Here is a 23,004-nt window from a genome sequence, read left to right on the forward strand (position 1 = left end):
GGTAGTGTGGGGTCTCCCCATGTGAGAGTAGGGAACTGCCAGGCATCAATTAAGTGAAGAGGCCATCCGAAAGGATGGCCTTTTTGCGTTTATACCGCCAAAAAAACGGCAGGCCGGGTAAAGCAAAGCCGCCACCCGGCACGTCAGACCGTACTCCACGTCACAATAAAGCCCGCAATCCCATCTACATCATTTAAGTCCAGCACCGGAACCTCAAGCGGCAATACCACATCACTGGCTACCGCAATGACATGCTCATCCAGCGTTAACTCGCTGAAATGATGTCCGGCATCGCTTCTGAACAGCAGGATCTTAGGCACTGCCTCATGCTTAAATCCCTCAATCAGCACCAGATCCAGGGTGGAATGATCCATCCGACTGACCAGATAAGCGAGATCCAGCGGCGCCTTATCCGGCGTTTCTGTCATTAGCGCCCAGCGCTGAGGACTTGCTACCATCGTTTGTGCTGCTCCGGCCTTACGCAGCTCATAGCTGTCTTTTCCTGGCGTATCGATATCCATGTTGTGATGACTATGCTTAATCAATCCCGGACGAAGGCCTCTGGCACACAGCGCGGGTATCAGCTTTTTCAGCAGCGTGGTTTTCCCGGTCCCACTCCATGCGGAAATGGCTAAAAGAGGTATCATTTTTTCTCCTGCATCATCTGCAAATCTTCATGTGTATTCACGTTCACAAACGCTGATTTCACATCGCTAAAATCAACGGAATGCCCGCCAGACTCACGCATGAAGACCATCACCCTGCGCTCTCCCGCAGCCAGATAGCTCTGCAGAGCAGGCACTAGCGATCGATGCATCAACGCGATAGCAGGATGGTCACGCTCGCCGTCATGTACCCAAACCACAGGTGCTGTACCACGAAGCAGGAACAGACGCTCGACGAGATCGGAGGGAATAAACGGGTTATCGCAGGGACAGAAGATAAACCACTCTCCGTGCGACTGTTGCATGACCGAAAGCATACCGGCAAGCGGCCCTGGGTAATTCTCAAGGCTATCCTGATAAACGGCGTACCCGCTTTGCCGGTAAGTGTCGATATGTCTGTTCGCACTGATGGCCATTGCCGTCACCTGGCCGGCGAGCGTATCGGCGACATGCTGCCACAAGGGTTTTCCATTAAGAAGCTGAAGCCCCTTATCTTTACCGCCCATTCGCGTTGCTCTGCCGCCTGCCAGAACGACCCCGATGATTTCCTGGCTAACATTCACGAATATCGCCTCTTTTATTGTGGGATTGACCCTGCTAACGTGTCACTCTAAATGAAAGGAGCACCACCATGAAATGTAAACGTCTGAATGAAGTTATTGAACTCCTCCAGCCCGCCTGGCAAAAAGAGCCAGAGCTAAATCTGATGCAATTTTTACAGAAACTGGCGAAAGAGTCAGGTTTTGACGGCGATCTGGCAGACCTTTCTGACGACATCCTGATCTACCACCTTAAAATGCGCGACTCCGCCAAAGATGCTGTTATTCCTGGTATTCAGAAAGATTATGAGGAAGATTTTAAGACCGCATTGCTGCGCGCCCGAGGCGTAATTAAAGAGTAAAAGCTTGTAAGCGGCGGCACCGAAATCGCCACAAGATGATATCCTGAATCATTCGTATAATTTCCGGATGATCGGATGAACGACCAGGCTTTTACTTTCCAGACATTACACCCGGACACCATTATGGATGCCCTGTTTGAACAGGGTATTCGGGTGGATTCCGGGCTAACACCGTTAAACAGCTACGAAAACCGCGTCTATCAATTTCAGGACGAGGATCGTCAGCGCTACGTCGTAAAATTCTATCGTCCTGAACGCTGGTCCGCTGAACAAATTCAGGAAGAGCATCAGTTTGCTCACGATCTGCTGGATGACGATGTCCCCGTTGCCGCGCCCCTTAAATTCAATAACCAAACGCTCCTCACGCACGAAGGGTATTACTACGCAGTATTCCCAAGCCTGGGTGGTCGTCAATTTGAAGCGGATAATATCGATCAGATGGAGTGGGTTGCCCGCTATCTTGGGCGTATACACCAGACGGGACGCAAAAAAGCCTTTATTGCCCGCCCGACGATGGGGATTCAGGAATACCTTCTTGAACCGCGCGAACTATTCGAAACGTCTGCAATGATCCCCGCTGCGCTAAAGGATGATTTCCTCAACGCCACCGATAAGCTTATTGCTGCAGTGAAAACCTGCTGGCGCGATGATATTTCCGTCCTGCGCCTGCATGGCGATTGTCACGCCGGGAATATTCTCTGGCGTGATGGCCCGCTGTTTGTCGATCTCGATGATGCGCGTATGGGGCCAGCGGTTCAGGACCTGTGGATGCTGCTCAATGGCGACAAAGCCGAGCAACGCATGCAGCTTGAAACCATTATTGAAGCTTATGAAGAATTTAGCCCGTTTAATTCAGACGAAATTGCCCTGATTGAGCCTTTACGTGCGATGCGTTTTGTTTATTATCTCGCATGGTTAATCAGGCGTTGGGACGATCCGGCATTTCCTCGCAATTTCCCGTGGCTTACCGGAGAGGATTACTGGCGTAGCCAGATATCTACATTTACTGAGCAGGTTAAGGTTCTTCAGGAGCCCCCTCTGCAATTAACGCCGATGTATTAATTGGACACACCCAGGAGAGAGTTAATCATGAAAAAAATTTGGCTGGCGCTGGCAGGTATGATTCTGGCATTTAGCGCTTCTGCTGCGCAGTTTACCGACGGCAAACAGTTCATCACGCTGGACAAGCCGGTCGCTGGCGAGCCACAGGTTCTGGAGTTCTTCTCGTTCTATTGCCCACACTGCTATCAGTTCGAGCAGGTGCTGCATGTTTCTGACAACGTGAAGAAAAAGCTGCCGGAAGGCACCAAAATGACCAAGTACCACGTTGAGTTCCTGGGCCCATTGGGTAAAGACCTGACTCAGGCATGGGCGGTGGCGATGGCACTGGGCGTGGAAGATAAGATCACTTCGCCAATGTTTGAAGCCGTACAGAAAACCCAGACCGTTCAGACCACTGCGGATATCCGTAAAGTGTTCGTTGATGCGGGCGTGAAAGGTGAAGAGTACGATGCCGCATGGAACAGCTTCGTGGTGAAATCACTGGTTGCCCAGCAGGAAAAAGCGGCTGCTGATCTCCAGCTTCAGGGCGTTCCGGCGATGTTTGTTAACGGCAAATATCAGCTGAACATGCAGGGCATGGACACCAGCAGCATGGATATTTTCGTACAGCAGTATGCAGATACCGTGAAATACCTGGTTGAGAAGAAGTAATTTCGTTGATGTAAAAACGCCGGTCACTGACCGGCGTTTTTGTATGAAGATTTTATCTTGTCTATCTGTTCGTCTTTCTCTTTCCAGAGCGTATTAAGCCACTGCTGGAAACGACGTTTGAAGTTCTTATCGTTTACGTAATCACCGTGCAGTTCAGCGTCAATCGGAACCAGATCGACGTGCACGACAATGCGCGTCAGTTTGCCGCTGAGCATATCGAAGAACGGTGTCCTGTCGTTTTCCGGATAGCAGAGCGTGACGTTAAGAAGTTTATCGAACTGTGCTCCCAGTACGTTAAGCGCCATCGCAATCCCTGCCGCTTTTGGCGGCAACAGGTGCTGATAAGGAGAGCGAGTTTGCTGGCGCTTCTCTTCCGTAAACCGGGAACCTTCAACAAAGTTCACGATGGTCGTAGGATGTGCGCGAAACTTTTCACAGGAACGGCGTGTGGTCTCCACATCCTTACCGCGACGTTCCGGATGACGAATCAAATAGCTGCGCGAATAGCGTTTCATAAACGGCATATCAAGCGCCCAGCAGGCCAGCCCGATAAAAGGCACCCAGGCGAGCTGCTGTTTCAGGAAGTATTTGTTCATCGGGATGTGTTTGCGAAAAAGCACGCATAACACCACGATGTCCGCCCAGCTGTGGTGATTGCAGATCAGAAGGTACCAGTTCTTTTTGTTGAGACTCTCGAGCCCTTTGACATCCCACTTCAGATGCGGGTTAAGGCACAACAGGATCGCCAGCCCTTCGCACCAGCAATACATCATGAAGTTACAAAATGCGGACACGGCTCGCCACACCACGGGTATGGGCAGCAGCAGTTTAATGATCCCGGCGAGAATGATCGGCACGGAACAGGCGATCGTCACCAGGATAGTTAAAATGATGCTTAGCAGTAATGTTATTGCAGCGAGCAATCTCGACATGATGAGCTTTTTCAAATAGTTAGCTGTAAGTGAGCGACCGGCTAGTCGACGCTGGGCGCTGATTTTACCAGAAAACAGACGAATGAATGGCGCTTTCACATGATGATTTGGCGGCTTTTACCCTGGCGCAGCAGATTTCTCTGGGGTTCTGCGCTAATCAAGGCTTATATCCACATAGACTAAATTGCCATCAGTTGACCATATAGATAAGATCTAACAACATAACAGCATGATAATTAAGATCTAAATATTACCTCATATGTGTTTTTCGCGTCTGTTATTCATATGAAGTGAAAATATTCACAAACTTATCCACAGTTTTATTTTTGCGAGCGATCCTCACGATCGCAAAATCTTTTCCTGTATCTGGCGCTAATAACTGATGTTTTCATCCTTCTGTGGCATCCTTTACTCATAAATTGATTAAAGGCACGGACATTATGGTTCAGATCCCAGAAAACCCTCTTATTCTCGTCGATGGCTCTTCTTACCTGTATCGGGCATACCATGCGTTTCCTCCTCTGACCAATAGCGCAGGGGAACCTACCGGCGCAATGTACGGCGTGCTGAATATGCTGCGCAGCCTGATCCTGCAGTATCAGCCAACCCATGCGGCCGTCGTTTTTGATGCAAAAGGCAAAACGTTCCGCGACGAGTTGTTTGAACATTACAAATCCCACCGTCCGCCAATGCCTGACGATCTGCGTGCGCAGATAGAGCCGCTGCATGCCATGGTAAAAGCCATGGGGCTACCGCTGCTGGCCGTTTCTGGCGTTGAAGCCGATGACGTCATCGGTACGCTGGCGCGTGAAGCCGAAAAGATGGGTCGTCCCGTGCTGATCAGCACCGGTGATAAAGATATGGCACAGCTGGTGACGCCAGGGATCACCCTGATTAACACCATGACCAACACTATTCTGGGGCCTGAAGAGGTCGTCAATAAGTATGGCGTGCCGCCAGAGCTGATTATCGATTTCCTCGCGTTGATGGGCGATTCCTCGGATAACATCCCTGGTGTTCCTGGCGTCGGTGAGAAAACCGCGCAGGCGCTGCTTCAGGGGCTGGGCGGGCTGGATACGCTCTACGCCGAATCAGACAAAATCGCCGGGCTCTCCTTCCGTGGTGCAAAAACCATGGCCGGGAAGCTGGAAGAGAACAAAGAGGTGGCTTACCTCTCCTATAAGCTGGCAACCATCAAAACCGATGTCGAACTGGAGCTGGGCTGTGAGCAGCTGGAAGTGCAGCAGCCTTCTGCGGACGAGCTTCTAAGTCTGTTTAAGAAATACGAATTTAAGCGCTGGACCACTGACGTGGAAGCCGGCAAGTGGCTGCAGGCAAAAGGGGCAAAACCTGCTGCTAAACCGAAGGAGACGATTGTCGTTGACGCAGAAGAGCAGGCGGAAGAAGAAGCCGTGGTGCTTACCTTCGACAACTACGAAACCCTTCTTGAAGAGTCGCAGCTCATTGCCTGGATCGAAAAACTGAAAAAAGCGCCGGTCTTCGCCTTTGACACCGAAACGGACAGTCTCGATAACATCTCTGCCAATATGGTAGGTCTGTCATTTGCGACAGAGCCTGGTCATGCGGCCTATGTTCCCGTGGCGCACGATTACCTGGACGCGCCGGAACAGATCTCCCGTGAACGCGTGCTTGAGCTGCTGAAGCCGATCCTGGAAGACGAAAAGGCGCTTAAGGTTGGGCAAAACCTCAAGTACGACCGTGGTATTCTGCAAAACTACGGCATTGAACTACGCGGGATCGCCTTCGACACCATGCTCGAATCCTACATTCTGGACAGCGTCGCGGGCCGCCATGATATGGATTCCTTATCTGACCGCTGGCTTAAGCACAAAACGATCACCTTTGAAGAGATTGCCGGTAAAGGGAAAAATCAGCTCACCTTTAACCAGATTGCTCTCGAAGAGGCAGGACGCTACGCGGCGGAAGACGCTGACGTCACGCTGCAGCTGCATTTGAAGATGTGGCCAAAGCTGCAGAAGCACGAAGGTCCGCTTAACGTGTTCCAGCATATTGAGATGCCGCTGGTGCCCGTGCTGTCCCGCATTGAACGCAACGGCGTGAAAATCGATCCAACGGTGCTGCATAACCACTCCGGGGAACTGGCGCAGCGTCTGACCGAGCTGGAGCAAAAAGCGCATGAGCTTGCAGGCGAGCCGTTTAACCTCTCTTCGCCGAAGCAGCTGCAAACCATTCTGTTTGAAAAGCAGGGCATCAAGCCGCTGAAGAAAACCCCTGGCGGTGCGCCTTCAACCTCTGAAGAGGTGCTGGAAGAACTGGCGCTGGATTATCCGCTGCCAAAAGTGATTCTGGAGTACCGTGGTCTCGCGAAGCTGAAGTCTACCTACACTGATAAGCTCCCGCTGATGATCAACCCGAAAACGGGCCGCGTGCACACCTCATACCATCAGGCTGTCGCGGCGACCGGTCGTCTCTCGTCAACCGATCCCAACCTGCAGAACATCCCGGTACGTAACGAAGAGGGCCGCCGTATTCGCCAGGCTTTCATCGCGCCAGAGGATTATCTGATTGTCTCGGCGGACTACTCCCAAATCGAACTGCGCATTATGGCGCACCTGTCCCGCGACAAAGGCCTGCTGAGCGCTTTTGCCGAAGGGAAGGATATCCACCGGGCGACTGCAGCCGAAGTCTTCGGTCTGCCGCTGGACAGCGTAACCAACGAACAGCGCCGCAGCGCTAAGGCGATCAACTTCGGGCTGATTTACGGCATGAGTGCATTCGGGCTTTCGCGCCAGCTCAACATTCCGCGTAAAGAGTCGCAGAAGTATATGGATCTCTACTTCGAGCGTTATCCGGGCGTGCTGGAATATATGGAACGTACCCGCGCGCAGGCGAAAGAGAAAGGCTACGTTGAAACCCTGGACGGCCGCCGTCTCTATCTCCCGGACATCAAATCCAGCAACGCCGCGCGCCGCGCGGGTGCAGAGCGTGCCGCGATCAACGCCCCGATGCAGGGCACCGCGGCGGACATTATTAAGCGTGCAATGATCGCCGTTGATGCCTGGCTCGAGAAAGAGAAACCGCGCGTGAAAATGATCATGCAGGTACACGATGAACTGGTATTTGAAGTGCACAAGGACGACCTCGACGCCGTGTCGAAGAAGATCCACGAACTGATGGAAAGCAGCATGACGCTGGACGTGCCGTTGCTGGTGGAAGTGGGAAGTGGTGAAAACTGGGATCAGGCTCACTAACGGTTCTTCGCATAACGCGCTGTTTATGTAAGTTTGCAACATAAGAACGCGCGTTTTGTGACGATCATTAGAATTCCCTATGTAAAGAATGAAAAAAAACTACAAAAAGTGCTTTTTCTGCAGCACAAAAAGGGGTAGAGTTATCGGCGTAGGGTACAGAGGTAAGATGTTCTATCTTTCAGACCTTTTACTTCACGTAATCGGATTTGGCTGAATATTTTAGCCGCCCCAGTCAGTAATGACTGGGGCGTTTTTTATTGCGGCAAAGAAACTTTCGGGCAAAAAAAAGCGCGGCCATCGCCGCGCCCGGTATTACTCTTCTTCCGCTTCCATCGCGGGTTCCAGCTCGTTAAACCAGGTGTCGAGCTTTTGACGCAGCTTGTCCACGCCCTGCTTTTTCAGCGAGGAGAACGGTTCAACCTGCACATCGCCGTTGAACGCCAGCACCGCTTCGCGAACCATATTCACCTGCGCTTTACGCGCGCCGCTTGCCAGCTTATCGGCTTTCGTCAGCAGCACCAGCACGGCGATATCGCTTGCCACCGCCCAGTCGATCATCTGCTGATCGAGATCTTTCAGGGGATGGCGAATATCCATCAGCACCACCAGACCTTTCAGGCACAGGCGTTTTTCCAGGTATTCACCCAGCGCACGCTGCCACTTGATTTTCATCTCTTCGGGTACCTGTGCGTAACCGTACCCCGGTAAGTCGACCAGGCGTTTGCCCTCTGCGACTTCAAACAGGTTGATCAGCTGGGTACGGCCAGGTGTTTTTGAGGTACGCGCCAGGTTCTTCTGATTGGTCAGCGTATTCAGGGCGCTGGATTTCCCCGCATTAGAGCGGCCAGCAAAGGCCACTTCAATACCGGTATCAGAGGGGAGGTGGCGAATATCGGGCGCACTGGTGACAAAATGCGTCTGTTGGTAGTTCCAGGTAGTCACGTGGTCGTCTCCAAAATCGTAATCTGAGGGGGATTATACCCGAATGCAGGCAAAAGGCTTTTCTGATTGCTATGCCCTGTAGGCGAATGCCCCCACCGGTGTGAGAGATCGGCCAGTGATGCTATGGGAGATTTCAGAGAATTCGCAGGCGTTAAAAAATGCAAACTGTTTTAAATCATAAGCTTATTTTCGGGTAATTGTCTGAAAATCTCTTTTTATACCGTTTCGTTGCTTGTTAGTTTAACGGAACAAGGTAAAGTGTGCGTCAGGGCGAGGAAGCCAACAGGAAATCGACTTAAGGATTAGGGTCAGGAGCGCCAGGAGGCGAAGACGCAGGATTGTCAGGACGACCAGCGCCTGGAGGCGTTTTAACAGGAAATGGAACCGTATCACGGACGGTATTAGCCAAGGGATAAACAGGGTTTGTTGTTGGCAAACATGGAATGTCTGGCCCGCTAAGGGTTGTGAGTCAGGAAAAAAGGCGACAGATTGCTCTGTCGCCTTTTTTCTTTGCTTGCTTTCTGCTAGATTTCGCCGCAATTCTATACTGAAGAAAACGACTTAAAGATAAAACATCATGAAAAAACCAACCTCCGCTGCGGGCGCGAAACGCCCTGCAAAAGCACGCCGCAAAACGCGCGAAGAACTGAACCAGGAAGCGCGCGACCGCAAACGCGACAAAAAACATCGCGGTCATGCTGCGGGTAGCCGTGCCAACGGTGGTGGTGCAGCGGGCGCTTCTGCAAAAGGCAAACAGCAGAAAGATCCTCGTATCGGCAGTAAAACTCCCATTCCACTGGGCGTGACAGACACCCCGGTCACTAAGCAGCACAAACCAAAGAGCGAGAAACCTATGCTTTCACCGCAGGCTGAGCTGGATTTGCTGGAGAACGATGAGCGCCTGGATGCGCTGCTGGAACGTCTTGAAGAGGGTGAAACCCTGACCGCTGAAGAGCAGTCATGGGTGGATGCCAAACTGGATCGTATTGATGAACTGATGCAGAAGCTGGGCCTGTCATACGACGATGACGAAGATGAAGAAGAAGACGAGAAGCAGGAAGATATGATGCGTCTTCTGAAGGGTGGAAACTAACATTTGCACCCGGCAGGCACGATAGTCCTGCTTATAACCCTTCCGGTTATATGTTATCTGGTGTGGTTATTCGTTAAACTACGGCGGTTGTCGCGGCGACAGAAGTGGCTGCGCACCCGAATGATGGCCCGCAATGGGGTCAGAACGGGCCGCCGTATACGAACGCGACACCAACGGAAGGAGTGAGCATGTCAGCACCAACTATCGACTGGGATTTGGCCCTAATCCAGAAATATAACTATTCCGGGCCGCGTTATACGTCATACCCCACCGCGCTGGAGTTCTCCGATGCCTTCGGCGAGGGGGATTTTCAGCAGGCTGTTGCGCGCTATCCTGAGCGTCCGCTGTCGCTCTACGTCCATATTCCGTTCTGCCACAAGCTTTGCTACTTCTGCGGCTGCAATAAAATCGTGACCCGCCAGCAGCATAAAGCCGACCAGTACCTTGACGCGCTTGAACAGGAAATTGTGCATCGCGCGCCGCTGTTTAAAGGCCGTCACGTCAGCCAGTTGCACTGGGGCGGTGGTACGCCAACCTATCTGAATAAAGCGCAAATCAGCCGCCTGATGACGCTTCTGCGCGGTAATTTCAGTTTTAACGACGACGCTGAAATCTCGATCGAAGTCGATCCGCGTGAAATTGAGCTGGATGTCCTCGATCACTTACGCGCCGAAGGCTTCAACCGCCTGAGCATGGGCGTACAGGACTTCAATAAAGAGGTTCAGCGTCTGGTGAACCGCGAGCAGGACGAAGACTTTATCTTTGCCTTACTCAACCATGCGCGTGAAATTGGCTTCACCTCGACCAATATTGACCTGATTTACGGCCTGCCAAAGCAAACGCCGGAAAGCTTCGCCTTCACGCTGAAGCGCGTGGCCGAACTCAACCCGGACCGTCTGAGCGTCTTTAACTACGCGCATCTGCCGACGCTGTTTGCCGCCCAGCGTAAAATCAAAGATGCCGATCTGCCTTCTGCCCAGCAGAAGCTGGATATCCTGCAGGAAACCATCACCTCGCTGACCGACACCGGCTATCAGTTTATCGGCATGGATCACTTTGCCCGTCCGGACGACGAACTGGCGGTCGCTCAGCGCGAAGGGGTCCTGCACCGCAACTTCCAGGGCTACACGACCCAGGGCGATACCGATTTGCTGGGAATGGGCGTCTCCGCCATCAGCATGATCGGCGACTGCTACGCGCAAAACCAGAAAGAACTGAAGCTGTATTACCAGCAGGTTGATGAGACGGGCAACGCGCTGTGGCGCGGCATCGCATTAACGCGCGATGACTGTATCCGTCGCGATGTGATTAAGGCGCTTATCTGCAACTTCCGTCTTGATTTCAGCGATGTGGAAGCGCAGTGGGCGCTGAACTTCAGCGATTATTTCGCGGAAGACCTGAAGCTGCTGGCGCCGCTGGCGAAAGACGGGCTGGTGGATGTGTCGGAGAGCGCGATTGAGGTCACGCCAAAAGGGCGTCTGTTGATCCGCAATATCTGCATGTGCTTCGACGCGTATCTGCGTCAGAAAGCGCGTATGCAGCAGTTCTCGCGGGTAATTTAAACTGCAATGCCGGGTGGCGGCTTCGCCTTATCCGGCCTACAAAAGTGCGAAATGTAGGCCGGGTAAGCGAAGCGCCACCCGGCTTTTCATCGCCAACTCGCTAGCTAAACAGCCCAACCAGCGCCGCGCACAGTACCGCCGCAACGGCGGTTTGTGGCGTGTGGCTTTCAGCGGCTCCGCTAGAGAGCATATTCACGAATGTTTCCAGCATGATGTTCACCCCCAATTTCCGGGCACGATCATACAAAACTCATCGGAACAGTAAAGCGCAAAATAACGGCAATTTGCGCTCAATTAATAACCTTTACACAAGCGCGGATATTACTCCATTCCCAGCTCTTTCAGCTTGCGCGTCAGGGTATTGCGTCCCCATCCCAACAGGCGAGCGGCTTCCTGCTTGTGGCCCTGCGTATGACGAAGCGCGGTAGTTAACAGCGTACGCTCCATCTCAGGCTGCGCTTCAGACAGCAGGTTTTGATGACCGGAACGCAGCGCGCGGTCGGCCCACTGCGCCAGCAGCGTTGCCCAGCTGTCCGGCAAAGCGTGCCCGGTGCTGCTTTCAGGCGCGGTCGCTTCAAACAGCTCGGCCGGTAAATCCTGAATCAGCACTTCCTGCCCGGCGGCCATCACGGTTAACCAGCGGCAGGTGTTTTCCAGCTGACGCACGTTGCCCGGCCACGCCAGGCGCGTAAGGGCAGCATCGGTTTCCGGGTGAAGCTGCTTGGCCTCCACACCCAGCTCGCGGGCGGCTACCTGCAGGAAATGGCGCGCCAGGCGGGGAATATCTTCCCGGCGTTCACGCAGCGGCGGCAGATGAACGCGAATGACGTTCAGACGATGGAATAAATCCTCACGGAATTTGCCTTCCTGCACGCGCTGCTCCAGGTTCTGGTGGGTCGCGGCGATAATACGCACGTCCACCTTCACCGGCGCATAGCCGCCCACGCGGTAAAACTGCCCGTCGGCCAGCACGCGCAGCAGACGGGTCTGAACGTCCAGCGGCATATCGCCGATCTCATCCAGGAACAGCGTGCCGCCGTCAGCCTGTTCGAAGCGCCCCTGGCGAATGGTATTTGCGCCGGTAAACGCCCCTTTTTCGTGCCCGAACAATTCGGATTCAATCAAATCCTTCGGGATCGCCGCCATATTCAGGGCAATGAACGGTGCTTTTGCCCGGGGGCTGTGGCGATGCAGCGCATGCGCCACAAGCTCTTTACCGGTTCCCGATTCGCCGTTAATCAAGACGCTGATGGACGAGCGGGACAGACGGCCAATAATGCGAAAGACGTCCTGCATCGCCGGCGCTTCGCCGATGATGTCGGTGGTTGGCCCAAAATCGGGCGCGTGGCGCGGCTGTTGCTGCTCCTGATAGTGGCTAATCGCGCGCTCAACCAGCGCCACCGCTTCGTCGATATCAAACGGTTTGGGCAGATAATCGAATGCCCCTTGCTGATAGGCGCTCACCGCGGCATCCAGATCGGAGTGTGCCGTCATTATGATGACCGGAAGCATAGGGTGGCGTTGTTTGATCTGCTTTAACAGCGCCAGCCCGTCCATGCCCGGCATGCGAATATCCGACAGCAGAACATCGGGCGTTTTGGTGGTGAGTGCGTCGAGCACTTCGCTGCCGCTCTCAAACGTCGTGCAGCTTAATCCCGCCCCTGTGAGCGCGCGTTCAAGCACCCAACGGATGGAGCTATCGTCATCGACTACCCAGACTATCCCTCGTTGCATAAACGTCACCTTTATTTTTTAATCGGCAGGAAAACCGAAAACTCGGTATGTCCCGGCCAACTGGTAAATTCAATTTTTCCAGAGTGTTGATCGATCAAACTGCGGGCAATGGATAAGCCCAGGCCGGTTCCGCCTTCGCGACCGCTGACCATCGGGTAGAACAGGGTGTCCTGCAGATGCGATGGAATGCCGGGCCCGTTATCCTCGACGTCGATTCGGGCTGCAAGCCGATAGCGCACGCCGTGTAACGTGAGCTGGAAGGCGGTACGGGTGCGTAAAATAATCTCGCCCCCGTCAGGCCCCAGCGCCTGCAGGGCATTGCGCACAATGTTCAACAGGACCTGCTCAATCTGATCCGGGTCATGGGCCAGTTCCGGCAGGCTTGGGTCGTAATCACGTACCAGCGTGACGTTCTCCGGCAGCTCCATCGAGACGAGCTTCACCACCCGTTCAGCCACTTTATGGATGCTTTCTGTGACGTGCATTCCCGGCTGCTGTGGCCCGAGAAGGCGGTCAACCAGATTCCGCAGACGGTCCGCCTGCTCAATGATGACGTTGGTGTACTCCGCCAGCGCAGGGTCAGGCAGCGCCTTGGTCAGAAGCTGCGCCGCACCGCGTAATCCGCCCAGCGGGTTTTTGATTTCATGCGCCAGACCGCGCACCAGGTCTCGGGCGGCAATTTGCTGTGCATGCTGAAGCTGTTCCTGGCTCAGTCGGCGCTGATTATCCATCGGCGCCATTTCCAGCAGGATCAGGCCTTCGGGAAGACGTTGCGCGGTCAGCGACAGAATGTGCGAACGCCCGTCGATCACCAGCGTCACTTCGTTATCGGTGAAACCCTGGCCTGCCTGTAAACTTTCCTGCATCAGGCCAATATTCAGCGAAAAATAGCTCAGGAGTTCCGGAAGTGGGGTGCCGAACAGTTTACGTGCGCTTTGGGCGAGCAGCTGCTGTGCCGCTGGGTTGGCGTAATGAACGGCCAGCTCGTCATCGACCAGCAAAATGCTGTTAATCAAAGAATTGAGGATCTGCCCAGCATCGGGCAGCGTGCCAGTTGCCATTCAGCAGTCTCCTGGAGTCGTTTGCACTAATTTAGTGCAGTATAGCGTTTTCGGCGTCAAAAGCGCGTGAGATCAGATTGTTGGTGGAGAAAAAAGCCCATCCGGAGATGGGCTAAAAGTTTCCACGGCAACTACTCCCGGCGCTTGTCACGCCGGGTAAAACAACTTAATTAAACGCTGTAGTACAGTTCGAACTCAACCGGGTGCGGAGTCATACGCACGCGGTCGTTCTCTTCAGTGCGCAGCGCGATGTAAGCATCGATAGCGTCGTCAGTGAATACGCCACCTGCAGTCAGGAACTCGCGGTCTGCGTCCAGCGCCTGCAGGGCTTCTTCCAGAGAGCCAGCAACCTGTGGGATCTCTTTCGCTTCTTCTGGCGGCAGGTCGTACAGGTTTTTGTCCATCGCTTCGCCCGGGTGGATCTTGTTCTTGATACCGTCCAGACCGGCCATCAGCAGTGCTGCGAAGCACAGGTATGGGTTAGCCGCTGGATCCGGGAAGCGCACTTCGATACGACGCGCTTTAGGAGACGCCACCACCGGGATACGGATAGAAGCAGAACGGTTACGCGCAGAGTAGGCCAGCATCACTGGCGCTTCGTAGCCCGGGACCAGACGCTTGTAGGAGTTGGTGGTTGGGTTCGCCAGGGCGTTGATCGCTTTAGCGTGTTTGATTACGCCGCCAATGTAATACAGCGCCTGCTCGGACAGACCGGCATATTTGTCACCAGAGAACAGGTTGGTACCGTTCTTGGACAGAGACATGTGGCAGTGCATACCGGAACCGTTGTCGCCAAACATTGGTTTTGGCATGAAGGTCGCGGTTTTACCGAAACGGTGCGCAACGTTGTGCACAACGTATTTGTAGATCTGAATTTCGTCCGCTTTTTTGGTCATGGTGTTGAAGCGGGTAGCCACTTCGTTCTGACCCGCCGTCGCCACTTCGTGGTGGTGCGCTTCAACAACCAGGCCCATCTCTTCCATCACCAGACACATGGTGGAACGAATGTCCTGTGCAGAGTCGACCGGAGGAACCGGGAAGTAACCGCCTTTCACGCCTGGACGGTGACCTTTGTTACCACCTTCGTATTTGGTGGAGGAGTTCCATGCGCCTTCGATGTCGTCGATAGCCACGTGTGAGCCAGAAATAGACGCACCGAAACGGATGTCATCGAACAGGAAGAACTCTGGCTCTGGCCCGAACAGAACGGTGTCTGCGATGCCGGTAGAACGCAGGTACTCTTCAGCGCGTTTCGCGATAGAACGTGGGTCGCGGTCGTAGCCCTGCAGGGTGCCTGGCTCGAGGATGTCGCAACGGATGATCAGGGTAGGTTCTTCAAAGAACGGATCAATGACCGCAGTGGTCGCATCTGGCATCAGAACCATGTCGGATTCGTTAATGCCTTTCCAGCCACCAATGGAGGAGCCGTCAAACATTTTGCCTTCTTCAAAGAATTCGGCGTTCACCTGATGAGCAGGGATTGTGACGTGCTGTTCTTTACCTTTGGTATCGGTGAAGCGCAGATCAACAAACTTCACTTCATGTTCGTTCAGCATCGTCAAAACGTGTTCAGCGGACATACTTAACTCTCCAGATTGGTCATTGTCGTCGTGGTAACGAGGTCTTCAATTTCTGTTTGTACTGGCTGGTGCCATGTATTTTTTATAAAGCGAAATCTGTGCCAACTTTTAAAACACCCCAAAAAGGCGTTATCATGCGCACCATAGTGCAAAAGGGCTGCACCACGATGGATTTGTTGCACCAGTATAGTGCTTCAATGTGAACATTGAGCACCATATTGGTGCAATTTACGTTAAAGTGCCCTTTTACCGCTCCGTGAAAGCGATCACAAAGCATCTCTGCAATACTTGTTTGCGGGGGATGTTTGTGATCCTGTTTTGTAGTGCGATTAATCCGTGTACAATAACGCGCTATTTCTAAATGCCTGAGGCAAAGTTGTGATCGAAAATTTGCGTAACATCGCCATCATCGCGCACGTTGACCATGGTAAAACTACCCTGGTCGATAAGCTGCTGCAGCAATCCGGTACGTTTGATGCGCGTGCCGAAACCCAAGAACGCGTGATGGACTCCAACGATTTGGAGAAAGAGCGTGGGATTACCATCCTCGCGAAAAACACCGCGATTAAATGGAATGACTACCGTATCAACATCGTTGATACCCCAGGGCACGCCGACTTCGGTGGTGAAGTTGAACGTGTAATGTCCATGGTAGACTCCGTTCTGCTGGTCGTTGACGCAATGGATGGCCCAATGCCACAGACGCGCTTCGTGACCAAAAAAGCATTTGCCCATGGTCTGAAGCCAATCGTTGTTATCAACAAAGTTGACCGCCCTGGCGCGCGTCCTGACTGGGTTGTTGACCAGGTATTCGACCTGTTCGTTAACCTCGACGCGACCGACGAGCAGCTGGACTTCCCTATCGTTTACGCCTCTGCGCTGAACGGTATCGCAGGTCTGGACCACGAAGACATGGCTGAAGACATGACCCCGCTGTATCAGGCGATTGTTGACCGTGTTCCTGCGCCAAACGTCGATCTCGACGGTACCCTGCAGATGCAGATCTCTCAGCTCGATTACAACAACTACGTTGGCGTTATCGGCATTGGTCGTATCAAGCGCGGTAAAGTGAAGCCGAACCAGCAGGTCACTATCATCGATAGCGAAGGCAAAACCCGTAACGGTAAAGTTGGTAAAGTACTGACTCACCTGGGCCTTGAGCGTATCGAGAGCGACATCGCTGAAGCGGGCGACATCATCGCTATCACCGGTCTGGGTGAACTGAACATCTCCGACACCATCTGCGATCCGCAGAACGTCGAAGCGCTGCCAGCCCTGTCCGTTGATGAACCAACCGTATCCATGTTCTTCAACGTCAACACCTCTCCGTTCTGTGGTAAAGAAGGTAAGTTCGTTACCTCTCGTCAGATCCTTGACCGCCTGAACAAAGAGCTGGTGCACAACGTTGCGCTGCGCGTTGAAGAAACCGAAGACGCTGATGCATTCCGCGTTTCGGGTCGTGGTGAGCTGCACCTGTCTGTTCTGATCGAAAACATGCGTCGTGAAGGTTTCGAAATGGCGGTTTCCCGTCCGAAAGTTATCTTCCGCGAAATCGATGGCCGTAAACAAGAGCCGTTCGAAAACGTGACGCTGGACGTTGAAGAGCAGCACCAGGGTTCTGTGATGCAGGCTCTGGGTGAGCGTAAAGGCGACCTGAAAAACATGAATCCAGATGGCAAAGGCCGCGTACGTCTCGACTACGTGATCCCAAGCCGTGGCCTGATCGGCTTCCGTTCTGAGTTCATGACCATGACTTCAGGTACTGGTCTGCTGTACTCCACCTTCAGCCACTACGACGACGTGCGTCCGGGTGAAGTGGGCCAGCGTAACAACGGCGTGCTGATCTCCAACGGTCAGGGTAAAGCGGTTGCGTTTGCGCTGTTCGGTCTGCAGGATCGCGGTAAACTGTTCCTGGGTCACGGTGCTGAGGTTTATGAAGGCCAGATCATCGGTATTCACAGTCGTTCTAACGACCTGACCGTAAACTGCCTGACCGGTAAGAAACTGACCAACATGCGTGCGTCCGGTACTGACGAAGCAACGGTTCTGGTTCCACCGATCAAGATGACTCTGGAGCAGGCTCTGGAATTCATCGATGATGACGAACTGGTCGAAGTGACTCCACAGTCAATTCGTATCCGTAAACGTCACCTGACCGAGAACGATCGTAAACGTGCTATGCGCGGTGCGAAAGAAGACTAATACGGTTAATCCGTAATAAAAAAAGCCGCTGATTTCTCAGCGGCTTTTTTGTTTTTATTTAAAGCTGTATTTCACCCCCAGCATCCCCTGCGTATCGCTGTAGCCTTTGTCGCCTATCTGCTGAGCCACGTTGCCCCATACGCTAAGCTGCGGCGTAATCTGCCCCTCTACGCCTGTCTTGAGTTCACCGATATTGCGCGTACCACGCATCTCATTGCTAACGTCATCCATGCGGATATGCGTGGTCTGGGTGTTGTGGATCCAGTTCGCTTCGATAAACGGCTGGAAGGTCCGTGATTTACCGTCGTCAATCGCGTTATGTCCGCTGATGTAGGCCTTCACGCCGAGGCGCGTCATCAGGTTCCCCTGGGTTTCGTCTTTCACCCGCGTGCCGTTGCGCTCACGATGGTCGTCAGCCTGCACGTCCATCCAAACGGCCTGCGCTTTCGGCTGGAGCCAGTAGCTGTTGCGGCCGCTTTCGCCCACCTTAACGCTATAGCCTGCTTCTACAGAGGCGGTCACGCCGCTGGAGCGATAGTTTTCAGTGGCCTGATCCTGTCCCATCACCTTATTGTCGAACCAGTTATACAGCACCCAGCTATCAACATAAGTGCCACTTTTATCCGCGTCGTTTGCGTACCAGGTACCGTACAGACCGACGCTATAGCCATTCACTTCACCGCGTGAGTGGTAGCCGGTCAGGCTGGAAGCGCTCCGGCTCTGACTGTTGCCGTAGCCCGCCATCAGGCCAAGATGCCAACGGTCCAGACCGTCGGTGCTCCACTGAGCGACATCGCCACCCAGCTGCAGCACGTAGCGATTGGCGGTGGTTTTTAACTGGCCGCTGTCGTCTCTGAAACGCGTATGACCGCCGACGTTACGCATCCACAGGCTCGTCACTTTCTGCTCGCCAGTGAGCATGTCGGTGTACTGCGTTTCACCCAGACGATCGTGCAGGCGGGTCATAAACAGCGTATTTGCCGCATAGCTGTTTGCCAGATAGCTACCAAATTCCGGGCGATACTGATGCTCGCTTTTCGGTGGTGCAGGCGGTGGGACCGGCTCTTGCGGCGGAATCACCGGGTCAACGGGCGGATCTACCGGGTCGACTGGTGGGTCCACGGGGTCAACAGGCGGGTCTACGGGGTCGACCGGTGGGTCAACTGGATCAACGGGCTCCGCCAGGCTGGTCAGAAACCAGTTTTTACCTTTTTGCACAACGTTATAGTCATAACCGCCCGCCACGATACGGCTGGCCTTCTCAAACGTCCCGTCAGAGTTGCCACCAACGCTGACAATTTCAATCCCTTCTACGGTTTGCGCGCCAGTACCGCCAATGTTGTTCACTTCCACCCCGGTATGACCGGACGTGTTGCCTTCAACAATCAGTTTGTCCGTTTCCGAAGTGTCGTCAAACAGCACGGTATTGAAAACCAGCTTGCCGCCGTTGCCGATAAAATCATCCTTGATGGTCAGCGTTTGCCACGCCGCGTCCTCTGCATGCTGAAAATTAATCGTGCCGCCCGCATTCAGCGTCAGGCTGGTCAGCGTGGAGCTGTCGCGCAGATTCCAGACGGCATCATTCATCGTCAGTGCGATAGTACCGGTACCCGCGGCGTTGCCCTCAATGAAGGACGCCCCATTCCACAGGGAGTTGTCATCCATCGTCAGCGTAATGGTACTGTTTTGTGCCGGAAGCGTGCTGGTGGCCGCGACGCCGCCCGCTGAAAGGACATCGCCGTTGAGGATGAATTTGCCTCCAGCGGACGCGTCAATTACCCCGCCGTTACTGGCGTTCAGGGCATAGCTACCGTTGTCGCGATGGCCTGCGGTGGTAATGGTTGCACCACCCGCGAGGGCTATCACGCCGCGTGACCAGGCATACATCCCGTGCGGCGCTTGCGCAGAGCTGCTGGTTTTCTCGCTGCTGTTTACCGCAATGGTGACGTTATCTCCCAGATTCACCGCACCGGTGTAAGCATAGACGCCATGCGCGCTGGCACCGTTGGTCGTGATGGTGGCTCCTTCATCAAGGGTGATAGTTGACGAGCCGGTAGAATAAACCCCGGAGGCACTGGCCGCGTCGGTGGTAATCGTCGCGCTTTTGCCTAGCTCAATTTTTGACGCAGAGCCCGCATACAGGCCATAGGCCGATGTGCCGTACGTTTCGATGGTCGCCTCATTTCCCAGACGAACGTAAGAGCCGCTCTGGTTGGTGCGGATCCCTTCGGCGTAGGTACTACGCGTCACAATATGGGCACGATCGCCGACGATAACGTTATTTTTTGCCTTCGACGCATCATTCAGTGCATAGGCGCTAATCCCGCGTCCTGTGCTGCCCGTGGTTTCGATATAGAGATCGTCCCCCACATAAATATTGGCGGAGCCAAGCGATCCCTGGCTGAAGGAGCTGTAGCCGGCATTGATGCCGTCACCGCTTTGGCCATTAACGTAAATGTGGGTGCGATCGCCGGTAATGATAAATACCGGGTTGTCCGGCGTGTTCATACCGTGGGTACGAATACCGTCGACATCTTTACCATTATTGGCAGCCACTTTTGACTGGGTGCGAATAGTCAGATCGTCACCAAATATCACCCCCGGACTGCCGGACGTGGAGTTCTGAATAACGGTAACGGAATGCTCAAAGGCTTCCGCCCCAGGCCCTTCGAGGGTGATCCCATCTCCGTAGATCGGGATATTACCGGCGCTGTACTGGTAGACATAGTTAGGATCGCCGGTATTTTTGCTAAAGTTCGTGTTTGCTGTTGCAGGTATCATCGCCTGTATTTCTGCAGGCAAATCCGTTACCGCTCCGGAAGCGGGTAAATTAGCAAAATCTATTACCGCTGCATGTGCGGTAAATAGCGCTGACGACAACGCCAGCGAAATCGCAGCGGCGACTGGTGAGTGTTTCATTAAATATGGCATGACTGCCCCCTTTCTTTCAGGCGTAGAACATCCTCCACACCATTAAATGTGGGTAGGTAAACAGGTTGAAATTACAAAATAGAAACGAGAATTTTATGAATGCTGGTGCCTAACTTCCTCTCAAGTCGTATTTTATGGACGTAAATTTTTTTAACATCAATGCCGTCTGTTTTTATAATCTCCTGAAGGCACGCTCCTGACAAAAATCTGTTAAGCAACGTGAATTCAACAGCATTTAAGATACTGCCGCGTCTGCTATTCACTCGTCTCCCGGTGAATAGATGGCTAATTTTTTCTTTTAATATAATGTCACTGTCATCTGAATAAATAACTCCCTTTATTTCACTGCGGTGAGTGAGAAAATAATTGGCCAATGCTTCCAGCTTGCGGTCTGAGATAATCACAATGTTCATGTTAGTTCTCGCCAGACGTTCAATCCATTGCGGATCGGCAAGTGCGCGCAGGTTGTACATTGAAAAGTCTACAAATATAAATCCGCGTAATAAGTGATTCTTGTTTCCTCGCACTATTTTATTTTCTACTGCAATCTGCAGGAAATGGTTATCACCTGGCCAAACTGCGAACGAGGCGTTTCCACAATATTGTGAACGTACTGTGTTATCTGGATATAACTGACAGGACAATTCACAGCTTATACAGCGGACAACCTTATGCGACGATGTTATCATCCAGTCCACTCCTGTCTTATTTTCACCGTCAATATTTCACTGCCATGCAAATGTGTCAATCTTGAAACATATCCAGTGGCCCTCTCTTGTTTATGAAAAATAGTGATAAAGAATATAAATTCCTGGTGATGCCTATTCTGTCAGGCCATAGCCATCGCGAAAGGACATATGTTGGTCAACGTATTCCAGGAATATTCGTCAGTACCTTAAGATTATTCGACAAAAAAAATCCCAGGGGAAGATTCACGAAATAGCACTAAAAGCTAAAGATTCGTTTCTTTAATCTGCCGCAACGACCGTCTTTTCTCTTGTTGTGGCTCAATATAATTATTTGGTCTGGCGAAGTGTAATGAAATCTCATTATGTCGTTTTAGATGAGAAAAACCTAAGAAAAACATCTCTTAACCTATTGAAAATAAATGTGTTATTTTTAATCTTAGTTGGAATGGTATCGCGTCCTGATCCTTCTGACCTATACTCTTGTTAAATATACGTATGTGTTTTTGGTGTATATGGTTAAGTATTGTTATTGCTGAGGAAAGGAAAATTGTATCTCATTAACAAATTGGTCGAGTATGATCCAGAAAACAAAACCCTGGTAAATCATATTTCCGGGCGCTCGATACAATTGCAGCTTCCTGCCAACCTCTGTTTTCTCTATCTCGTCACCCATCCCGGAGAAATAATTTCGCAAAATCAGTTAATGATAGTGGGATGGGGTGAGCGCAATGACGTCACCACACCGAATACCTTTTATCAGGCTATTTTGACATTACGCAACGCCCTGGCTGAGGTGGGGTTACCGCGCGATACGGTAAAAACGATTTCGCGTCGTGGGCTTATGCTTTCCGAAGCCACCCAGGTTGAACGATTTATCCCAGGCGCTGAGCCGATAATAGCCAATAAAGACGCAGTCGTTGCCGATAGCACCGCGGTGAAGAGTCCGGCCTGGCTGATAATAACGACCGCAACGCTTTTGCTGATCGCGCTTATCAACGGGGGGATATTATACAAACAGCACCAGAACATGCCGTTTAGTCACTACATTCCACTTTCTACGGGCAGCAGTGCCTGCCAGCTTTTTTATGCGCCTAACGAACCTATGCAGGACCATTACTTGCGCTTGTTAAACAATAACCCTGGCCTGTGTGCCGAAAAGCGATATGTTTTTCTCATCGGCTACAGTAAAACGGAGCGAATCGCGGCGTTTGCCTGTAATAAGGATCCGCGTCGCGACGCGGCAGCGTTTTGTACCACCCATTATTTTTGGGCACACGAGCAATGATGACTCTTCGAAACCGAATTATTTTGCTGGGGGCGATTCTGGTGGCGGTTATTACCAGCGGCTGGTTAGCTTACTCGAATTTGTCGAGTACGCCGATACGCTGCACGGGAAATGTGGAATGGACGATTGGTAAAAACCGATTTGTGGGTACGGTTTCCTGGCGAATGCAGCATCGGGAGGGCGCGACCATCATTAACGGTAAATTATTTGGTCAGACGGTGTCTGAAGTTAACCGGACCATCTATTTTCACTACAGTTACCATCAGAATGCGCGCGTGTTAAATAACGATCGTATTGTTAAAACCTTCGCCGATAATGCGGATGAGGCTGATATCAACGCAACATTACCGGGCTTTTACCGTACGCCGGGTCGGGACCTGAGCCTGATGATTGATGAGTACCGGGGGGCCTGGCTTTTTGCCGCGTCAAACGTCCCTTCACTTTACTGTCGTAAAAACGCGCCGTAAAAATCGATCGCACA

The 23,004-nt window shown here is 52.7% G+C and carries 19 protein-coding genes; 9 read left to right on the forward strand and 10 right to left on the reverse strand.

All coding sequences use genetic code 11. From position 1 onward, the window contains the following. Positions 1-143 precede the first annotated feature (143 nt). Together mobB and mobA are read right to left on the reverse strand one after the other, a co-directional pair. Positions 144-647 carry a molybdopterin-guanine dinucleotide biosynthesis protein MobB gene (gene mobB / locus BMW97_RS21475; protein ID WP_045909078.1) on the reverse strand — a complete coding sequence of 168 codons (504 nt, stop codon included), beginning with the start codon at positions 645-647 and terminating at the stop codon, positions 144-146. Further along, complete coding sequence (gene mobA / locus BMW97_RS21480; protein WP_045909079.1) at positions 644-1,228, reverse strand: molybdenum cofactor guanylyltransferase MobA; 585 nt, start codon at positions 1,226-1,228, stop codon at positions 644-646. Before mobA ends, mobB begins: the two co-directional genes overlap by 4 nt. Positions 1,229-1,296: 68 nt before the next feature. On the opposite strand from mobA, the gene BMW97_RS21485 reads away from it, so the two are divergent. The 3 genes from BMW97_RS21485 (at position 1,297) to dsbA (ending at position 3,279) form a co-directional block, all read left to right on the forward strand. Further along, positions 1,297-1,566, forward strand: coding sequence for a YihD family protein (locus tag BMW97_RS21485; RefSeq protein ID WP_008501866.1), 270 nt, complete (start codon positions 1,297-1,299; stop codon positions 1,564-1,566). 75 nt (positions 1,567-1,641) lie between these two features. Beyond that, positions 1,642-2,628, forward strand: a complete 987-nt coding sequence (locus BMW97_RS21490; protein ID WP_045909080.1) for a serine/threonine protein kinase — start codon at positions 1,642-1,644, stop codon at positions 2,626-2,628. A 27-nt stretch (positions 2,629-2,655) separates the two neighbouring features. Beyond that, entirely contained in the window at positions 2,656-3,279 is a 624-nt protein-coding gene (dsbA, locus tag BMW97_RS21495) for a thiol:disulfide interchange protein DsbA (protein WP_045909081.1), read from the forward strand. A gap of 23 nt (positions 3,280-3,302) precedes the next feature. Here the strand turns inward: dsbA and BMW97_RS21500 are convergent, their stop codons facing one another. Then, on the reverse strand, positions 3,303-4,211 hold the full coding sequence (locus BMW97_RS21500) for an acyltransferase (RefSeq protein ID WP_045909134.1): 909 nt from the start codon (positions 4,209-4,211) through the stop codon (positions 3,303-3,305). A gap of 440 nt (positions 4,212-4,651) precedes the next feature. Between BMW97_RS21500 and polA the strand changes: the two genes are divergently transcribed. Then, a complete protein-coding gene (polA, locus tag BMW97_RS21505) occupies positions 4,652-7,444 on the forward strand; it encodes a DNA polymerase I (protein ID WP_045909082.1) in 2,793 nt (930 codons plus the stop codon). 312 nt (positions 7,445-7,756) lie between these two features. Here polA and yihA read toward each other — a convergent pair whose 3' ends face one another. Further along, positions 7,757-8,386, reverse strand: coding sequence for a ribosome biogenesis GTP-binding protein YihA/YsxC (gene yihA / locus BMW97_RS21510; RefSeq protein ID WP_045909083.1), 630 nt, complete (start codon positions 8,384-8,386; stop codon positions 7,757-7,759). A 577-nt stretch (positions 8,387-8,963) separates the two neighbouring features. On the opposite strand from yihA, the gene yihI reads away from it, so the two are divergent. Continuing rightward, positions 8,964-9,479, forward strand: coding sequence for a Der GTPase-activating protein YihI (gene yihI, locus BMW97_RS21520; protein ID WP_032644299.1), 516 nt, complete (start codon positions 8,964-8,966; stop codon positions 9,477-9,479). Between the two features lie 188 nt (positions 9,480-9,667). Next, a complete protein-coding gene (gene hemN, locus BMW97_RS21530) occupies positions 9,668-11,041 on the forward strand; it encodes an oxygen-independent coproporphyrinogen III oxidase (protein ID WP_045909084.1) in 1,374 nt (457 codons plus the stop codon). 100 nt (positions 11,042-11,141) lie between these two features. Here hemN and BMW97_RS21535 read toward each other — a convergent pair whose 3' ends face one another. The 4 genes from BMW97_RS21535 to glnA form a co-directional block, all read right to left on the reverse strand. Next, positions 11,142-11,252 (reverse strand): YshB family small membrane protein, encoded by a 111-nt coding sequence (locus BMW97_RS21535; RefSeq protein ID WP_032622955.1) that lies wholly within the window; start codon positions 11,250-11,252, stop codon positions 11,142-11,144. A gap of 110 nt (positions 11,253-11,362) precedes the next feature. Then, entirely contained in the window at positions 11,363-12,775 is a 1,413-nt protein-coding gene (gene glnG / locus BMW97_RS21540) for a nitrogen regulation protein NR(I) (protein ID WP_023309765.1), read from the reverse strand. A gap of 11 nt (positions 12,776-12,786) precedes the next feature. Continuing rightward, positions 12,787-13,836, reverse strand: coding sequence for a nitrogen regulation protein NR(II) (gene glnL, locus BMW97_RS21545; protein ID WP_032644301.1), 1,050 nt, complete (start codon positions 13,834-13,836; stop codon positions 12,787-12,789). Between the two features lie 170 nt (positions 13,837-14,006). Then, a complete protein-coding gene (glnA, locus tag BMW97_RS21555; RefSeq protein ID WP_008501856.1) occupies positions 14,007-15,416 on the reverse strand; it encodes a glutamate--ammonia ligase in 1,410 nt (469 codons plus the stop codon). Between the two features lie 378 nt (positions 15,417-15,794). Between glnA and typA the strand changes: the two genes are divergently transcribed. Next, a complete protein-coding gene (typA, locus tag BMW97_RS21565) occupies positions 15,795-17,618 on the forward strand; it encodes a ribosome-dependent GTPase TypA (protein WP_023331638.1) in 1,824 nt (607 codons plus the stop codon). A gap of 54 nt (positions 17,619-17,672) precedes the next feature. Here typA and BMW97_RS21570 read toward each other — a convergent pair whose 3' ends face one another. Beyond that, positions 17,673-20,549 carry an autotransporter outer membrane beta-barrel domain-containing protein gene (locus BMW97_RS21570; protein WP_045909085.1) on the reverse strand — a complete coding sequence of 959 codons (2,877 nt, stop codon included), beginning with the start codon at positions 20,547-20,549 and terminating at the stop codon, positions 17,673-17,675. A gap of 71 nt (positions 20,550-20,620) precedes the next feature. Next, positions 20,621-21,238 (reverse strand): transcriptional regulator, encoded by a 618-nt coding sequence (locus BMW97_RS21575; RefSeq protein ID WP_045909086.1) that lies wholly within the window; start codon positions 21,236-21,238, stop codon positions 20,621-20,623. A gap of 547 nt (positions 21,239-21,785) precedes the next feature. Between BMW97_RS21575 and BMW97_RS21580 the strand changes: the two genes are divergently transcribed. Both BMW97_RS21580 and BMW97_RS21585 read left to right on the forward strand, forming a co-directional pair. After that, a complete protein-coding gene (locus tag BMW97_RS21580) occupies positions 21,786-22,523 on the forward strand; it encodes a winged helix-turn-helix domain-containing protein (RefSeq protein WP_045909087.1) in 738 nt (245 codons plus the stop codon). Next, positions 22,520-22,990, forward strand: a complete 471-nt coding sequence (locus tag BMW97_RS21585; RefSeq protein ID WP_045909088.1) for a hypothetical protein — start codon at positions 22,520-22,522, stop codon at positions 22,988-22,990. The genes BMW97_RS21580 and BMW97_RS21585 overlap by 4 nt, the downstream gene beginning before the upstream one ends. Positions 22,991-23,004: the final 14 nt, after the last annotated feature.

The organism is Enterobacter sp. NFIX58 (assembly GCF_900110475.1).
GTDB classification, from domain to species: Bacteria; Pseudomonadota; Gammaproteobacteria; order Enterobacterales; family Enterobacteriaceae; genus Enterobacter; species Enterobacter quasiroggenkampii.

What these genes read in the sequence shown, in the direction of transcription:
- mobB (WP_045909078.1), bottom strand. Translation starts at nt 647, where the DNA reads ATGATACCTCTTTTAGCCATTTCCGCATGGAGTGGGACCGGGAAAACC.
- BMW97_RS21485 (WP_008501866.1), top strand. Translation starts at nt 1,297, where the DNA reads ATGAAATGTAAACGTCTGAATGAAGTTATTGAACTCCTCCAGCCCGCC.
- BMW97_RS21490 (WP_045909080.1), top strand. Translation starts at nt 1,642, where the DNA reads ATGAACGACCAGGCTTTTACTTTCCAGACATTACACCCGGACACCATT.
- dsbA (WP_045909081.1), top strand. Translation starts at nt 2,656, where the DNA reads ATGAAAAAAATTTGGCTGGCGCTGGCAGGTATGATTCTGGCATTTAGC.
- BMW97_RS21500 (WP_045909134.1), bottom strand. Translation starts at nt 4,211, where the DNA reads ATGTCGAGATTGCTCGCTGCAATAACATTACTGCTAAGCATCATTTTA.
- polA (WP_045909082.1), top strand. Translation starts at nt 4,652, where the DNA reads ATGGTTCAGATCCCAGAAAACCCTCTTATTCTCGTCGATGGCTCTTCT.
- yihI (WP_032644299.1), top strand. Translation starts at nt 8,964, where the DNA reads ATGAAAAAACCAACCTCCGCTGCGGGCGCGAAACGCCCTGCAAAAGCA.
- hemN (WP_045909084.1), top strand. Translation starts at nt 9,668, where the DNA reads ATGTCAGCACCAACTATCGACTGGGATTTGGCCCTAATCCAGAAATAT.
- BMW97_RS21535 (WP_032622955.1), bottom strand. Translation starts at nt 11,252, where the DNA reads ATGCTGGAAACATTCGTGAATATGCTCTCTAGCGGAGCCGCTGAAAGC.
- glnG (WP_023309765.1), bottom strand. Translation starts at nt 12,775, where the DNA reads ATGCAACGAGGGATAGTCTGGGTAGTCGATGACGATAGCTCCATCCGT.
- glnL (WP_032644301.1), bottom strand. Translation starts at nt 13,836, where the DNA reads ATGGCAACTGGCACGCTGCCCGATGCTGGGCAGATCCTCAATTCTTTG.
- glnA (WP_008501856.1), bottom strand. Translation starts at nt 15,416, where the DNA reads ATGTCCGCTGAACACGTTTTGACGATGCTGAACGAACATGAAGTGAAG.
- BMW97_RS21570 (WP_045909085.1), bottom strand. Translation starts at nt 20,549, where the DNA reads ATGCCATATTTAATGAAACACTCACCAGTCGCCGCTGCGATTTCGCTG.
- BMW97_RS21575 (WP_045909086.1), bottom strand. Translation starts at nt 21,238, where the DNA reads ATGATAACATCGTCGCATAAGGTTGTCCGCTGTATAAGCTGTGAATTG.
- BMW97_RS21585 (WP_045909088.1), top strand. Translation starts at nt 22,520, where the DNA reads ATGATGACTCTTCGAAACCGAATTATTTTGCTGGGGGCGATTCTGGTG.